At 51.3% G+C, this 15,368-nt stretch carries 14 protein-coding genes and 1 tRNA gene; 4 read left to right on the forward strand and 11 right to left on the reverse strand.

Features of this window, described 5'->3' with window-relative positions; translation table 11 throughout:
* The 9 genes from ACTF5Z_RS06630 to ACTF5Z_RS06670 form a co-directional block, all read right to left on the reverse strand.
* Nucleotides 1-260: MerR family transcriptional regulator (locus tag ACTF5Z_RS06630; protein ID WP_438984969.1), on the reverse strand; the 260-nt coding region annotated here is incomplete at its 3' end.
* Nucleotides 244-543, reverse strand: coding sequence for an integration host factor subunit alpha (gene ihfA, locus ACTF5Z_RS06635; RefSeq protein ID WP_423850131.1), 300 nt, complete (start codon nucleotides 541-543; stop codon nucleotides 244-246). The genes ACTF5Z_RS06630 and ihfA, both read right to left, overlap by 17 nt.
* Nucleotides 544-556: 13 nt before the next feature.
* Entirely contained in the window at nucleotides 557-2,926 is a 2,370-nt protein-coding gene (pheT, locus tag ACTF5Z_RS06640) for a phenylalanine--tRNA ligase subunit beta (RefSeq protein WP_438984970.1), read from the reverse strand.
* Nucleotides 2,927-2,937: 11 nt separating this feature from the next.
* Nucleotides 2,938-3,954, reverse strand: coding sequence for a phenylalanine--tRNA ligase subunit alpha (gene pheS, locus ACTF5Z_RS06645; RefSeq protein WP_438984971.1), 1,017 nt, complete (start codon nucleotides 3,952-3,954; stop codon nucleotides 2,938-2,940).
* 127 nt (nucleotides 3,955-4,081) lie between these two features.
* Nucleotides 4,082-4,438, reverse strand: a complete 357-nt coding sequence (gene rplT, locus ACTF5Z_RS06650) for a 50S ribosomal protein L20 (protein ID WP_423850134.1) — start codon at nucleotides 4,436-4,438, stop codon at nucleotides 4,082-4,084.
* 19 nt (nucleotides 4,439-4,457) lie between these two features.
* Nucleotides 4,458-4,652, reverse strand: coding sequence for a 50S ribosomal protein L35 (gene rpmI, locus ACTF5Z_RS06655; RefSeq protein ID WP_009575889.1), 195 nt, complete (start codon nucleotides 4,650-4,652; stop codon nucleotides 4,458-4,460).
* A gap of 55 nt (nucleotides 4,653-4,707) precedes the next feature.
* Nucleotides 4,708-5,262, reverse strand: a complete 555-nt coding sequence (gene infC, locus ACTF5Z_RS06660; protein WP_009575890.1) for a translation initiation factor IF-3 — start codon at nucleotides 5,260-5,262, stop codon at nucleotides 4,708-4,710.
* The gene (thrS, locus tag ACTF5Z_RS06665; protein ID WP_438984972.1) at nucleotides 5,246-7,171 is read right to left on the reverse strand and encodes a threonine--tRNA ligase; all 1,926 of its coding nucleotides are present in this window, start codon (nucleotides 7,169-7,171) and stop codon (nucleotides 5,246-5,248) included. Before thrS ends, infC begins: the two co-directional genes overlap by 17 nt.
* A gap of 140 nt (nucleotides 7,172-7,311) precedes the next feature.
* Nucleotides 7,312-8,766: a flavin-containing monooxygenase gene (locus ACTF5Z_RS06670; RefSeq protein ID WP_438984973.1), complete on the reverse strand. Its 1,455-nt coding sequence runs from the start codon at nucleotides 8,764-8,766 to the stop codon at nucleotides 7,312-7,314.
* Between the two features lie 295 nt (nucleotides 8,767-9,061).
* Here ACTF5Z_RS06670 and ACTF5Z_RS06675 point away from each other — a divergent pair, with 295 nt between their 5' ends.
* Nucleotides 9,062-9,865: a helix-turn-helix domain-containing protein gene (locus ACTF5Z_RS06675; RefSeq protein WP_438984981.1), complete on the forward strand. Its 804-nt coding sequence runs from the start codon at nucleotides 9,062-9,064 to the stop codon at nucleotides 9,863-9,865.
* Here the strand turns inward: ACTF5Z_RS06675 and uvrB are convergent.
* Nucleotides 9,860-11,884 carry an excinuclease ABC subunit UvrB gene (gene uvrB, locus ACTF5Z_RS06680; RefSeq protein ID WP_438984982.1) on the reverse strand — a complete coding sequence of 675 codons (2,025 nt, stop codon included), beginning with the start codon at nucleotides 11,882-11,884 and terminating at the stop codon, nucleotides 9,860-9,862. The two genes, ACTF5Z_RS06675 and uvrB, sit on opposite strands and share 6 nt — an antisense overlap.
* A 244-nt stretch (nucleotides 11,885-12,128) precedes the next feature.
* On the opposite strand from uvrB, the gene ACTF5Z_RS06685 reads away from it, so the two are divergent.
* Nucleotides 12,129-12,204: transfer RNA gene (locus ACTF5Z_RS06685), tRNA-Asn, on the forward strand.
* A 211-nt stretch (nucleotides 12,205-12,415) separates the two neighbouring features.
* Here the strand turns inward: ACTF5Z_RS06685 and ACTF5Z_RS06690 are convergent.
* On the reverse strand, nucleotides 12,416-13,069 hold the full coding sequence (locus ACTF5Z_RS06690; protein WP_438984974.1) for a peroxiredoxin: 654 nt from the start codon (nucleotides 13,067-13,069) through the stop codon (nucleotides 12,416-12,418).
* Nucleotides 13,070-13,234: 165 nt separating this feature from the next.
* On the opposite strand from ACTF5Z_RS06690, the gene ACTF5Z_RS06695 reads away from it, so the two are divergent.
* Together ACTF5Z_RS06695 and ACTF5Z_RS06700 are read left to right on the forward strand one after the other, a co-directional pair.
* The gene (locus tag ACTF5Z_RS06695; RefSeq protein ID WP_438984975.1) at nucleotides 13,235-13,828 is read left to right on the forward strand and encodes an ACP phosphodiesterase; all 594 of its coding nucleotides are present in this window, start codon (nucleotides 13,235-13,237) and stop codon (nucleotides 13,826-13,828) included.
* A gap of 196 nt (nucleotides 13,829-14,024) precedes the next feature.
* Nucleotides 14,025-15,368, forward strand: a 1,344-nt coding sequence (locus ACTF5Z_RS06700; protein ID WP_438984976.1) for an FG-GAP repeat domain-containing protein, incomplete at its 3' end; no start/stop codon positions are given.

A 15,368-nucleotide genomic window follows, 5' to 3' on the forward strand; every position in this document is an offset into this window, starting at 1 on the left:
GTAATGCGCTGACGCGCACCGCCGATTGTGTAGCCTTGCTCGTAAAGCAAAGAGCGAATCTGGCGGATCAACACAACATCGGCATGCTGATAATATCGACGATTTCCGCGACGCTTTACGGGCGCGAGAGTCGGAAACTCTTGCTCCCAGTAGCGCAGCACGTGCGGCTTAACCAAGCACAAATCCGAGACTTCGCCGATCGTGAAATAGCGTTTGCTGGGGATGGGTGGCAATTCGCCGTTGTTACTCGGTTCCAGCATACTTCTCCACGCGTGCCTTCAATTTTTGCCCTGGCTTGAACGTCACCACCCGACGAGGAGAGATCGGTATCTCTTCACCTGTTTTTGGATTTCGTCCTGGACGCTCGCCTTTATCTCTCAATTCAAAATTACCAAAGCCCGATAGCTTTACCTGCTCGTTACTCTCTAAACTCGCGCGGATTTCCTCAAAGAACATCTCGACGATCTCTTTGGCTTCGCGCTTATTCAAGCCAAGCTCTTCAAACAACATATCGGCCATGTCAGATTTAGTTAAGGCTGCCATTCAGTTCTATGCTCTAACGCAGTTCGGCTTGGTAAGTTTCTTTCAATGATTCAACAACTTGCGCCATTGCGTCATTGACGTCGGAATCGCTTAGGGTGCGTGATTGATCACCCAAAGTCAAACCCATTGCGACACTTTTTTGACCCTCGGGTACACCCTGCCCTTGATAAATATCAAACACAAAAACCTCTTTACCCAACATGCCTAGCGCCGCTTTTGCGGAAGCCGTTAAGTCGCCCACTTTCACAGCTGCATCAACTACTACCGCCAAGTCACGGCGCACCTCAGGGAATTTTGAAACGGACGCAAATTGAGCGATATCAGCGCTCGATAAGACATCTCGATCCAATTCAGCAACATAAGCAGCTTGCGACAATCCCAATGTCTTTTGAGTCTGTGGATGAATCTTTCCGACGTAGCCTACGATCGCTCCATCCACCAACACGTCCGCAGTTTGGCCTGGATGCAGGCCTTGATGCTCGGCGGGCACATAGGTCGCGTGCCTAATACCCAATTGATTCAACAAGGCTTCTACCTCACCTTTCAGGTCGTAGAAGTCGACATTCCCTGATCGGTTACCCATTCGTTCCGATTCGGCTTTACCGCTCAGCAAAATGGCGACTTTAGCTTCTTGAGGATAATCCTCACCCGCAGTAAAGGTTAGACCTTGCTCGAAGATCCGCACGCGGCTTTGTTGACGATTAATATTGGTGATTGCTGTCGCAACCAGACTCGGAACCAGACTTGGACGCATAACCGATAAGTCTTCGCTGATTGGGTTCTTCAGCGTAACGCATTGGTTGAGGTCAGCAAACTGCTCAGCGAGTTTGGGGTCAACAAAGCTGTACGTGATGACTTCGCGCAAATCGCGCGACGCAAGATAACGACGAATCCGTGACGGCGACACCGCTTTTTCGGGACGCACGGGCATCTCAAGATTTGCCACAATCTTACTGACTGGAAGCTTGTTGTAGCCATAGACGCGAGCAACCTCCTCAACCAAATCGGCTTCGATACTGATATCAAAGCGCCAAGAGGGTACTGAGCAAGACCAACCGTTACTGATTTCGTTAACACCAAAACCCAATCCACTCAGAATGTGGCTGACTTCCGACTTTGGAATTTCAAGACCTAGCGCTCGACTCAGGCTCGCCTGCGATAGCGACACATCTCTGCGGTCAGGTAAATCGTTCTGCGAACGAGCTACCGTCACTGGTCCAGCGTGACCACCTGCAATTTCAACAATTAACTGCGTAGCGCGATCCAAAGCCAGTTCCGCCAATTCAAAATCAACACCGCGCTCGTAGCGGTGGGAGGCGTCTGTATGCATACCCTGCTTGCGGGCCTGACCAGCCAGCGCGCGCGGCGTAAAAAAGGCAGATTCTAGAACCACGGCGCGAGTCTCGCTGCTCACCGCACTTCGCTGGCCGCCCATGACGCCCGCAAAGGCAATAGGGCCAGCCTGATCAGTAATTAACAGTGCATCCTCAGGCAGACTGATCTCTTTACCGTCCAGCAAAGTCATAGACTCTTGTGGCTGAGCCATACGTACGACGATTGGACCACTCAGCTTGTTAGCATCAAAGGCATGCATTGGCTGGCCTAGCTCCAACATCACAAAATTAGTCACATCCACCAGAGGATCTTTAGAGCGTAACCCGCAGCGACGCAGTCGCTCCTGCAGCCACAAGGGTGATTCAAGACTGTTATCGACGCCCTCGATAATACGGGCTGCGTAAACGGGGCAGGCCTCAGTCGCTACCACTTCAACACCGATTTGAGTTGAAGCTTCGGTGCTGACCGATGCCCAGGTTGGTTTTTGCAGTTCGACACCGGTCAATACTGAGACTTCGCGAGCAATACCGCGAACACTTAAGCAATCGGCTCTGTTGGGCGTTAACCCAATTTCGATGCTGTTGTCGTCTAGGCCTAGGTAGTCGCGTAAATCAGTGCCTACCGGCGCGTCTTCGGGTAACTCCATTAAACCATCAGATGCTTCGGAGAGTTCTAACTCAGCCTCGGCACACAACATTCCAAAGGATTCGACACCGCGAAGCTTACTTTTTTTAATTTTAAAGTCGCCCGGTAAGACTGCACCCACCAGAGCCACCGGTGCTTTTAAGGAAACACGAGCGTTTGGCGCGCCGCACACAATTTGTAAGGGCTCGGGCTCACCTACATTCACCTTGCAAACACGCAGTTTATCGGCATCTGGATGTTGCTGCGCGTCGATGATCTCGCCAACAACTACCGATGAAAACGCACCGGCTACAGGCTCGATCGCATCCACCTCAAGGCCAGCCATCGTAATTTGATGCGCTAAATCTTCTGTGGCTAGGGTGTGAGGCACCCACTCTTTAAGCCACTGTTCACTAATTTTCATCGGGTATCTCCTTAGCGAAATTGGCTCAAAAAGCGCAAATCATTATCAAAAAATAGGCGCAAATCATTGACGCCGTAGCGCAACATAGTCAGGCGCTCTACCCCAAGACCAAAGGCAAAGCCTGAATAACGTTTGGTGTCGATATTTGACGATTCAAACACCGAAGGATGCACCATGCCGCAACCCATCACTTCTAACCAACCGGTTTGACTACATACTCGACAGCCCTCACCTTTACAGTGAACACACTGTATATCGACCTCTGCCGAGGGTTCAGTGAATGGAAAATACGAAGGCCGGAAACGCACCGCTAATTCTTGCTCAAAAAAGCGCTGCAAAAATACTTCAATCAAGCCCTTTAAGTCGGCAAAACTCGACTGCTCGTCGATCAACAAACCCTCTACCTGATGAAACATCGGTGTATGGGTTAAGTCAGAATCACAGCGGTACACGCGACCTGGGCAAATGACCCGCAAAGGGGGCTCTTGTGACTCCATCACACGAACTTGCACTGGGGATGTATGCGTTCGCAAAACGTGAGTGTCATCCACGTAAAAGGTATCGTGCATGGCACGCGCGGGATGATGATCAGGAATATTCAAAGCACCGAAGTTATGATAGTCATCTTCAATCTCGGGACCTTCCACCACCTCAAAGCCCATGGCACTGAATAGGGCTTCGATACGCTCAATAGTCACCGACACGGGATGCAATCCACCGCTACTTAAGCCTCGCGCAGGAGCTGTAACGTCGATAGACTCTGACGCAAGCTGAGCCTCTAAAGCCTCAGCTTCAAGAGCCGCTTTACGCTCGTTAATTAAAGCTTGCAGCTCGGCTTTGACTTCGTTTACCTTGGCGCCCGCAGCGGGTCGCTCTTCGGGTGCAAGCTGACTGAGACCTTTTAACACGGCGGTTAATGCGCCTTTTTTACCCAGGTAATCAACACGCAATTGCTCTAACTGCGGCAGCTCGCTTGCCCCACCAATTGCAGCAAGTGCTTCAGCTTGTATCTGCTTCAGTGCTTCCATTTAATTTTCATTCCCCGATTGCCACACCCAGCCGGTGAGGCAAACATTTAACGCAATAAAAAGGGGAAAGAGTCTGACCCTTTCCCCTCTCGTTGCCGCACACAGGCGGCACGGGCCCTGTGGGCGCTTAGGCTAAGGCAGACTTTGCTTGCTCAACCACAGCGGCAAAACCCGCTTTGTCATGCACGGCCAAATCGGCGAGTACACGACGATCCAAACCGATATTTGCTTTCTTCAAGCCGTTGATCAGCTGGCTGTAAGTCATACCATTGGCACGTGATTGTGCATTGATACGAGTAATCCACAAAGCGCGGAACTGACGCTTACGCTGACGACGGTCACGGTAGGCGTACTGACCTGCTTTGATAACAGCCTGTTTAGCAACACGGAAAATACGACTACGAGCGCCGTAGTAACCTTTTGCTTGCTTCAAGATTTTCTTGTGACGACGGTGTGCGGTCACACCTCTTTTTACACGTGGCATTGATTAATCCTCCTATGACCTAGTTAGCACGCAACATTTTATCCACTAGGGCTTTATCGGCCTTGTGGATCATGGACGTACCACGCAGCTGACGCTTACGCTTTGTGGTCATTTTGGTGAGGATGTGGCTTTTATAAGCGCTTTTACGCTTGTAACCACCCGCTGTTTTCTTGAACCGCTTAGCGGCACCACTGTGAATTTTTACCTTAGGCATATTGTGATCTCCACATTGCTCATACAAAGACAAGAGTTAGGGCATTCACGGGCCACTAACCCCGTTTCTTGGGCGCCAGCACCATAGTTAACTGACGACCTTCCATCTTGGGGAACTGTTCTACGCTTCCCCACTCGGCCAAATCTGCTTCGATACGACGAAGTAATTCGATACCGATTTCCTGGTGAGCCATTTCACGACCACGAAAACGTAGCGTTACCTTGGCTTTATCACCGTTTTCCAAAAAGCGCACCAGAGCTTTTAACTTGATCTGGTAATCGCCTATGTCCGTGCCCGGACGAAACTTCATTTCTTTGACTTGAGTACGCTTCTGTTTTTTACGCTGCGCCGCTTTCTGCTTCTTGGCTTCGAAAACGTGCTTCCCGTAATCCATGATCTTGCAGACCGCTGGATCAGAGTCGGCAATTTGAACCAAATCCAAAGTCGCCGCTTCGGCCGCTGCTAGAGCTTCCGCTAAGGTTACGATACCGACTTGCGAACCATCTGCCCCAATCAGTCGAACAGGGTCTGCCGTAATTTGATCGTTTGTGAGCGCTTTTTTCGACTTGCGCTTTTCGTTTTCGTTGTTAATCCTATTTCTCCAATGCAAAAAAACCGCGACTGCCCACGTCCTGCCGCAAATACTCGGCGAAGTCTGCAAGAGTCATCGTTCCGAGGTCTTTGCCGTCCCGTGTGCGCACGGCTACTGACTGCGTTTCCACCTCTTTATCGCCCACCACCAGCAAGTAAGGAATCTTAGCTAGAGTGCGCTCGCGGATTTTAAAGCCGATCTTCTCGTTTCTCAAGTCCGCAATAGCGCGAAAACCCGAGTTATTCAGGTAATCCACCACATTTTGTGCAAATTCACCCTGCTTGTCGGTAATATTCATCACCGCCACTTGCTCCGGCGCCAACCATGTCGGAAAACGCCCTTCAAAATGTTCGATCAAAATACCGATAAAACGCTCAAAGCTTCCCAAGATTGCCCGATGCAACATGACCGGTGTTTTACGCGCACCATCTTCGGCTACGTATTGGGCATCCAGACGTCCCGGCATCGAGAAGTCCACTTGAATGGTACCCAACTGCCAGACTCGACCAATACAGTCTTTCAGTGAAAATTCAATCTTTGGCCCGTAAAAGGCACCCTCGCCGGGCAGCAATTCCCAGGGAAGATTGTGCGCATCCAACGCATCAGCTAGCGCTTTTTCAGCACGATCCCAATCTTCTTCACTACCCACGCGCTTTTCAGGGCGTGTGGATAAGCGATAGATGACCTCGCTAAAACCAAAGTCTTCGTAGACCCCATGCAGAAAATCAATAAAGCGAGACACCTCAGGCTGAATTTGGTCTTCGGTGCAGAAAATATGTGCGTCGTCTTGGGTAAACCCTCGAACGCGCATAATACCGTGTAGCGAACCCGAAGGCTCATTGCGATGACAGCTTCCGAATTCGGCCAATCGCAAGGGCAAATCGCGGTACGATTTAAGTCCCTGATTAAATACCTGTACGTGACAGGGGCAGTTCATGGGTTTGACTGCGAACTCGCGGTCTTCAGCCTTCAACATGAACATATCGTCGCCAAACTTGTCGGCATGACCTGACTTATGCCATAAGGTCATGTCGACGACTTGCGGCGTCTTAATTTCTTTGTAGCCCTCTTGGCGCTGGCGATTGCGCATGTACTGCTCGATCACCTGATACACGGTCCAGCCTTTAGGGTGCCAGAACACCATGCCGGGTGCTTCTTCTTGGGTGTGAAACAAATCCAACTGCTTGCCGAGGCGGCGGTGGTCACGCTTCTCGGCCTCGGCAATACGGTTCAAGTACTGCTTAAGCTGTTTTTTGTTGGCCCAAGCGGTGCCGTACACGCGCTGCAGCATTTCATTTTTGGAATCGCCCCGCCAGTAAGCACCCGCAACCTTGGTCAATTTAAAGGCTTGCAGTTTGCCGGTCGATGGCACGTGAGGGCCGCGGCACAGGTCCATCCAAGGCCCCTGCTTGTAGACCGAAATAATCTCACCAGCCGGCAAATCTTCGATAATTTGGACCTTGTAGTTCTCGCCCATGTTGCGGAACTCTTCAATGGCGTGTTCGCGGCTTACTTCCAACCGTTCTACCGTAAGATCGCGCTCCGCAATCTCGGCCATACGCACTTCGATTTTTTCAAGATCTTCGGTCGTAAAACGGTGACCGGTAGCAAAGTCGTAGTAAAAGCCATCGTCAATGGTTGGCCCTATCGTCACCTGGGTACCGGGATACAACTCCTGCACCGCCATCGCCAGCAGGTGCGCAGTCGAGTGGCGAATAATTTCGATCCCGGCGTCATCTCGATCCGTAATAATCGCGAGCGACGCGTCGTTCTCAATCACGTAAGAGGTGTCGACTTCTTTGCCGTCGACAACACCAGCCAACGCGGCTTTGGCAAGGCCTGGACCGATCGCTAACGCAACGTCGTAAACAGAAGGGGGAGCATCAAAAGTCTTTTGATTGCCGTCGGGCAGAGTAATAACAGGCATAGTCTCTCTCGTCAGTGGTGACCCCTACTAAAGGCCACGTGGCGTTGCTGCGCTAAGCGCGGAAATTTAAAGCCGCGAAGTGTAGCAAAAAACGCCCACCTTGCCCAATTTATATCGGTCGGGTGGGCGAGGACGAGTGTTCAACGTAAATCAATATCCGCCCAGACAGGATTTGCCATAGCTACTTCAAAGTCTTTAAAAGTCCAAGGCCAGCTCGCGGGAATACCTGCCGCATTCAGGTACCAGCTGTTGCAACCCCCGGTATACCAAACGGTTTTGCGAGCAGCCTCTTCTCGCCGAGCCTCGTAGGTGATCATTCCCTCCGCCGTACAGCAGACCTCAGAGGCAGTACCCGACAATACAGGCTCCAGTAATTGCTCCACCCAGCCCCACTGATTCTCGGCAATCTCAACCAAAGAAAAATTACCCACAGGGCCATTGGGACCATTGAGCATGAAGAAGTTGGGAAAATCGGGCACCGATAGCGCCAAATACGCCTTGGGGTAATCGGCCCACAATGTATTCAAGCTCACACCATTTCGCCCTATCACATCCATAGGACGGACAAACCGGTCCGCTTGAAAACCCGTTGCGTATACAATAATGTCCAACTCATGAAGTTCACCGTCTTCGGTCTCGATACCGTTTTCCACAATACGCTTAATACCACTTCGCACTAGCCGAGTATTGGCGCGCTGAATCGCTTGGTAGTAATCGGGCGAGAAAATCAAGCGTTTACACATCGCCTTGTGGTCTGGTCGCAAGGATTCTTTTAACTCAGGGTCTTGAACTGACTGCTCCAAGTTCATTAGACACGCGCCCGCCATTTGCTGAGCCATTTCGGACTGATCGTCCAACAAAGCCTCGGTATAGGCATTTACGGCCGCGCTATAGCCCTCAAAGTCCATCGCCTCAGCTAAGACGTCAGGATCCTGGAACGATGCTATTTGCTCAGCGGAAAAGGGCGTGTTATCGACAGGCATAATCCATTGAGGTGTGCGGACAAAGTGCTCGAACTGAGCCACTTTACCGGCGAGAGCCGAGCAGATTTGCACCCCCGTTGACCCGCTACCAATGACTGCAATGCGTTTATCCTCGAGGGGGATTGAGTGATCCCAGCGCGAGCTATGAAACAGCGCACCTTTAAAATCCGAGACCCCTTCAATATTAGGCATACTCGGATGATGTAATACACCTGTCGCCGCGATAAGTATCTCGGCACTGTCCTTGCGGCCACTGGCGAACTCCAGCTCCCACTTACCTTCTCGGAACTCAGCCTTGATGCATTCTTCGCCAAAATGCGTCAGTGGATACACACCAAAACGCTCAGCCACACCCTCAAAATAGGACTGAATCTCAGGGCCAGGGGGCAAATAGCTCGACCAATTAGGGTTGCGCGCAAACGAATAGGTGTAATGATGCGAAGGGGTATCGCAAGTCAAACCAGGGTAAGTATTTTCGCGCCAAGTGCCACCCACTCGATCCGACTTTTCATAAACGACCACGTCAACATTGGGCGTCTCACGCAACTTAATCGCCGCCAATATTCCTGCCATACCGGCGCCCAATACGATTGCACGTTTTGTCTCATTCATTAGTCGACTTCCTGATTATTGTTTGACTCTAGGTTAGCGCCAACAACGCGCTTAACAGGTGACAAAAGACGCCAAATAGTGGTACTTTTTATGTCAAATAGTTCGCGGATGTCTGACAATCAAAGCCCAACTCCAACAATTTGAACCGCTCATTACACTGATACAGGCTGAACTCGCTCACATTGGTACAAACTTAGCGCGTCCAAGCATCCAAACGAGCCAGACTTTCTCGGAATGGTACTTAGAGGCGACACAGCGGCTCTCGCGACACTGCGCAAATAATTCTGTTCGGGCCATTTCCCGCAGAGAAGTTGAGTTAATGTGCCGCTGCGGCATGAGTGCCATCAACTTAAGGCACGCCATCGAAATCGTGGCTGACTACTGCGCTGCCCTGGAGCCTCGGGGAGGACAATTAAGACTCATCGAAACCAGCAAGTCTGCGCGCATCACACTAAACTCGCTGCGCACTGAGACCACAACAACCTCATTACTCGTGGATGTTATCGGTCTGTTTTCGTTCTATCAGCTATTTCAATGGCTCATTGGCGTGCCTATTCCCGTGCAGCAACTCTTGTTGGGTAAAGTACAACGCGAGCATACCCTTCCGTTCCTGGTTCTGTTCGGTGCACCGATGCTAACCACTCAAGAGGACTTTTCCTTCGACTTCCCGAGCCACTTCCTCGATATGCCAATGGTTCGCCGACCCAATGAATTCGAGGAATTTTTTAGGGTCCACCCCTGTGGTATTTTTGATCGCAGCCAAACACCACTGGGGCATCAAGTCGAATCGCTACTGGTGGCATCATATCAACTGGGGCAGCCGGCGCCGACCCAAGAAGACCTGGCCGCTACTTTTGGGCTGTCCCTGTCGACCTTTCGACGCAAATTAGAAAGTCACAACCAGGATTTCCTGAGTATTCGCAACCGTGCGAAGCTCACGGTGGCCAAAGACAAACTCGCCAACAGCCAAGCACCGATCAGCGAAATCAGCTCGTCTTTGGGCTTCAGTGACGCCAGCGCATTCAGACGATACTTCAAGCATATGACGAGTAGAACGCCCAGTGACTGGCGTCTGAACGTCAGCGCAAAAGGTCTATGAGGCCATAAAGGCGAACTGCTTGTACTCAGTAATTTGATCGCGAACCGCCGCCGCTTTCTCAAACTCAAGATTTTTGGCGTGTTCCATCATCTCGGTTTCTAACTGTTTGATCTTGCGGCTAAGCGCTGCGGGAGTCAGGCTTGCCATATCTTGTGCGTAAGCAGCCCGCACCTCAGCGACTTTGCGCTCGCCTTTGGCGTTGCGCTTGGTCGACATGCGCCGCGCCCCTTCCATGATGTCTTGCACAGACTTGGTAATGCCCACGGGTTTAATGCCGTGCTCTTCATTGTGTGCAAGCTGCTTGGTTCGGCGCCGATCCGTTTCTTCTATCGCCCGCTGCATCGAGCCTGTAACTTTGTCGGCATACAGAATGGCTCGACCTTGTAGATTGCGAGCCGCACGACCAATGGTCTGTATCAAAGACCGATCAGAACGCAAAAAGCCCTCTTTATCCGCGTCTAATATGGCCACCAGAGCGACCTCGGGCATGTCTAAACCTTCACGCAATAAGTTAATGCCAACCAAGACATCGAATTCACCTAACCGCAGGTCGCGGATGATCTCGACTCGCTCAACCGTGTCGATATCCGAGTGAAGATAACGCACTTTGATACCGTGCTCGGCCAGGTACTCAGTTAAATCCTCGGCCATCCGCTTCGTTAGCGTCGTCACCAGGACCCTTTGACCGGTCGCGATTACCGTATGGATCTCTTGCAGAAGATCGTCGACTTGAGTTGAGGCAGGCCGGATGTCGATCGTGGGGTCGACCAAACCCGTGGGACGCACGACCTGCTCGACCACTCGACCAGCGTGTTGTTCCTCGTAATTACCTGGAGTCGCCGATACGAAGATCGCCTGTGGCACCAAGCGCTCCCACTCTTCGAACTTCAGTGGCCTGTTATCCAACGCCGAAGGCAAACGAAACCCGTACTCCACCAAGGTCTCTTTTCGTGATCGGTCACCGCGATACATGCCGCCAATCTGTGGAATCGTCACGTGCGACTCATCGATAATGACCAAGGCGTTGTCCGGTAAGTATTCAAATAGCGTTGGCGGGGGGTCCCCCGGTCCACGTCCCGACAAATAGCGAGAATAGTTTTCTACGCCCTGGCAGTAGCCCAGTTCACGAATCATCTCGATGTCATAGCGTGTGCGTTGCTGCAAACGCTGCGCCTCAACCAACTTGTTCAGGTCATTGAGCTGTTTTAAGCGCTGCTCCAGCTCGATTTCAATTTCATCGATGGCTTTGAGCATGATGTCGCGCGAAGTCACGTAATGCGACTTGGGGAAAATCGTAATTCGCGGCACCTTGGCTTCTATGGCACCGGTTAAAGGGTCGAACAACACGATATTGTCGACCTCCTCATCAAACAGCTCGATGCGCACCGCTTCTTTTTCCGAATCCGCCGGAAAGATATCGATCACATCACCACGTACCCTGTACGTGCCGCGCGAGAAGGCAATATCGTTGCGGGTGTACTGCAATTCAGCCAACTGATGCAGAAGCTCGCGCTGATTGATAATTTCACCGCGGGACACATGCAGCACCATCTTGAAATAGGACTTGGGGTCACCCAGACCATAAATAGCCGAGACGGTGGCAACCACCAGGCAATCTTGGCGCTCCATCAGGGCCTTGGTGGCGGACAAGCGCATTTGCTCGATGTGATCATTCACCGAGGCATCTTTCTCAATAAAGGTATCAGATGAAGGCACATAGGCCTCTGGCTGGTAGTAATCGTAGTACGAAACGAAATACTCAACTGCGTTGTTGGGAAAAAACTCTTTAAACTCTCCGTACAGCTGCGCAGCCAAGGTTTTGTTGTGAGCCATAACAATCGTGGGACGCTGCAGGCGTTCGACCACATGCGCCATGGTAAAGGTCTTACCCGAACCCGTCACGCCCAACAGGGTCTGAGAAGCTAAGCCCGCCTGCACACCCTCCACGAGTTTTTCGATGGCTTGGGGCTGGTCGCCCGCAGGCTTGTATTTAGATTCGACTTTAAAGGGTTTGGCCACAGGTTCCTCGAGCTCGTTTATGCCCAGCACAACAACATGGGCAGCCGTCGAGTATAAAGGACTTTGCCCCAAACCGCAGTTGCGGATCACAGGAAATGATCCAATTAGAGTGCGTTTTGTTTGGGCTTACCGCGCAAATACAAACAGATAAAAAAATCCCCGAAATTTGCCTACTTTCCACGCCACTTAGGGGTTGACCAAGCCTTTAGGCCTATATATCATGCGCGCCTCAGTTGAGTTTCATTCCGCCTTAGCTCAGTTGGTAGAGCAAATGACTGTTAATCATTGGGTCGCTGGTTCGAGCCCAGCAGGCGGAGCCAAACAAAGAAGGGTCGTCCATTGGACGGCCCTTTTTTGTTTCAGCGCCACGTGCTGTGCTGGGCGAGAGGAGCCCAGTTGGGTGAGACCGGGATTTCGGCGAGCACCGCTCGACGCCGGTCGAACGCCCGAGCGATACCACGCGAGGGCTGGAGGGGCCCCAAACACACTCTTTAGCCCCCCCAGTAAAACACCCATCCTCTCAGCTTAGCTTTAGGACGGCTGCTTGGTGGTGCGTAGGTAGGGCAACTTAATATCAATCTCACCAAACTTCTCTTTAGCCGCCGCATCATCCAGCGACAAAGCTACAATCACATCTTGACCCTGAACCCAGTTCGCAGGCGTTGCAATAGGTACTCCATAGGTCGCTTGAAGTGCATCCAAAGCCCGCAATACTTCCGCAAAGTTACGGCCTACCGACATTGGGTAGCTCATCGACAACTGCAGCTTTTTATCAGGGCTAATAATAAAAACGACACGTACGCTCGCAGAGTCAGCCGCGGTGCGACCATCTGGCAGATAGGCGTTTGCGGGCAACATGTCCAAAGCCTTCGAGACCGCCAAAGACTCATCGGCAATGATAGGAAAGGTCGCAGGTGCCTCGGCATATTGCTCGATATCCGCTTTCCATTCTTTGTGCTCTTCTACGCCATCAACCGACAGGCCAATCACTTTGGTGTTGCGCTTTGCCCATTCATCTGCGAGCTGCGCTACTGCGCCAAATTCGGTGGTGCATACAGGTGTGAAATCTTTCGGGTGGCTGAATAAAATTGCCCAGCTATCGCCTATCCAGTCGTGCAACATGAACGTGCCTTGATCTGTTTCTAGCTCTAAATTGGGCATGACTTCGTTTATACGTATTCCCATGATAATTACCTCTTGAGTGAATCGCACAACGGCCAATCCATTGCACTGGTGTTAGTATGGACTCATAGAGCGTGCTTTTATATTAAATAAAACGAATATATTTGATCGATAAAACCGATGATAGGCGCGCTTGCAACTTAAATACCCACGATAAAACAGTGAACTATGAACTACCTCGCACACACCGCGATTAGTAAAGCGACTCCACTGTCGCTGATTGGCAATCTGCTAGGTGACTTCATGAAGGGGGTCGAGCTTCACACTCTCTACCCCGAAATACGAGAAGGGCTGGACAACCACCGCAAAGTCGACGCGTTAACCGACCAGCACCCAGGGGTTGTCAACCTGAAGCCATTATTCCAAGCACATACCCGCAGGTTTGCGGGGGTGGCCATCGATATCTATTTTGACTATCTGCTTTGCAAACACTGGGACAGCTTCTATGAGCTGCCCCTCGCCGACTTTATCAAGCAGACTTATGCATTGCTCGACAATTCCCGACACCTAGTGCCGAGCGAAACCATGCGATTTGCGCTCGGACGCATGACGACACAAGATTGGTTTAGTGCTTACCGCGATGAAGACATGATATTCAAAGTCATTGAACGCGCCGCCAGTCGGATCCGGTACCCGAATTCATTTACTGAATCAATTTTGGACATCCAGCAAAATCGCGAGTATCTCGAGCATGGGTTTCTGCGTCTTTACCCAGAACTGATGGGTCTCGCGGGTCAACCCCCGGGGCATCGTTTTATCTAATCCCAAGATGACGCTAAAACGACTTGCTGGCGAAGGCACAGCATCTCAACGGCAACAACTGAAACAGCTGAGAACCAATTCCGTCGCGATGTCTTGAATCTGCCAGCAAATCAGAGGGGTTTCTACCTAACGTTTGGTACCAACTCAACATTTGCTATAACGTGAACATGAAGTAATGGCGTGGAGACCCTCACCTGTGCAACGAACAATAAAAAAATCCCTCGCTTTTGCAGGCGCTTTAGCCCTAATAAATTCTGTTGCAACTTATGTGGCAGCCGACGAAGACGGTGTTGTTGCGAAAACGATGGCGAATGCAACAGGCTCTGGCTATTTTATGAGCTGGCGGGAGCACCGCATTGATGACGAGGGTATTAATGGCGGGGAACCTATTCGTGGCGGCGATGGTCTGGCAATGGCTGACTTTGATAAGGATGGGCAGCTCGATATTGTTTCAGTGCACGAGGACTCGCATCATCTGCGTATCGCATTTAACAAAGGCACTGCGGACACCTGGCTTAACATAACGATTGCACAAGGCGCAACGGTCGGCGCGATAGAGGACGTCGCCCTTGGCGACATCAATGGGGATGGCTGGATCGACATGGTGGTGGCTTGCGAAGATGCGCACCTTGCTTATTTTCAAAATCCAGGCCCACAAGCGCGCTCCCAACTTTGGCCGCACCTTATTCTGTCAGCCACTCAGAATCGAGGATCTTGGATTCAAACTGCTCTGGCCGACCTAAACGGCGACGGCCAACTGGAAATATTGGGTGCCAACAAGGGACATGCGGATGTCGTAGATGCTAAGGATACCCAAACAACAGACCGCACCACTTCCGCCTTCTACCTGCGGGGTGACCCGCTAAAAGACGAATCCTGGCAAGAGCAAATACTCTTCGCCGGTGGTGTTCCAAACCAGGCCATTCCGGTCGATATAGATAACGATGACGATATCGATGTGCTGGTAGCCAAACGTGTACAACACCAGATGTACATAATTGAAAACTTGGGTACTGACGATAATGGCCACATGCAACATCGCTCGATTCCAATTCAAATCCTAGCATCATTTGACACTCCCGAGCATTGGCAAGGGCGATCACAAGCGTTCAATGCAGAGTTTGCGGATATCGATAACGATGGCCGCTTAGACCTGATCACTAACGTACTAGAATTCGAGGGATCACGTCAGTGGAGCCACGCCGGACTTGGTTGGCTAAAACAGCCAGAAGACCTTACACAACCCTGGCTGTATACCAGAATCGGTAACACCTTGCCGGATTGGATTATCGGAGTAGGCATTGGGGATATCGATGGTGACGGCGACATTGACGCAATCACCGGAGGCTACTCAGGTCTTAACATCCTTAAAGGCGGCTACTCTGGTGACTCTCGCACGCAAGATGATCCGCGAGTAACGCGCAATTCTTCCGTCGCACGAATTGCATGGTTTGAGAACCCGGGAGATCTGAGCAAATCGTGGACCCGTCACGACGTGTCCCGGCGCGTTCGAGGCATGTACGACCAATACATTTCACAT

The sequence above is a fragment of the Aequoribacter sp. genome (assembly GCF_965659035.1).
Lineage (GTDB): Bacteria > Pseudomonadota > Gammaproteobacteria > Pseudomonadales > Halieaceae > Aequoribacter.

Bases quoted from the DNA above. Each gene is read 5' to 3' on its own strand.
- ihfA (WP_423850131.1), bottom strand. From the start codon at position 543: ATGGCAGCCTTAACTAAATCTGACATGGCCGATATGTTGTTTGAAGAG.
- pheT (WP_438984970.1), bottom strand. From the start codon at position 2,926: ATGAAAATTAGTGAACAGTGGCTTAAAGAGTGGGTGCCTCACACCCTA.
- pheS (WP_438984971.1), bottom strand. From the start codon at position 3,954: ATGGAAGCACTGAAGCAGATACAAGCTGAAGCACTTGCTGCAATTGGT.
- rplT (WP_423850134.1), bottom strand. From the start codon at position 4,438: ATGCCACGTGTAAAAAGAGGTGTGACCGCACACCGTCGTCACAAGAAA.
- rpmI (WP_009575889.1), bottom strand. From the start codon at position 4,652: ATGCCTAAGGTAAAAATTCACAGTGGTGCCGCTAAGCGGTTCAAGAAA.
- thrS (WP_438984972.1), bottom strand. From the start codon at position 7,171: ATGCCTGTTATTACTCTGCCCGACGGCAATCAAAAGACTTTTGATGCT.
- ACTF5Z_RS06670 (WP_438984973.1), bottom strand. From the start codon at position 8,766: ATGAATGAGACAAAACGTGCAATCGTATTGGGCGCCGGTATGGCAGGA.
- ACTF5Z_RS06690 (WP_438984974.1), bottom strand. From the start codon at position 13,069: ATGGGAATACGTATAAACGAAGTCATGCCCAATTTAGAGCTAGAAACA.
- ACTF5Z_RS06695 (WP_438984975.1), top strand. From the start codon at position 13,235: ATGAACTACCTCGCACACACCGCGATTAGTAAAGCGACTCCACTGTCG.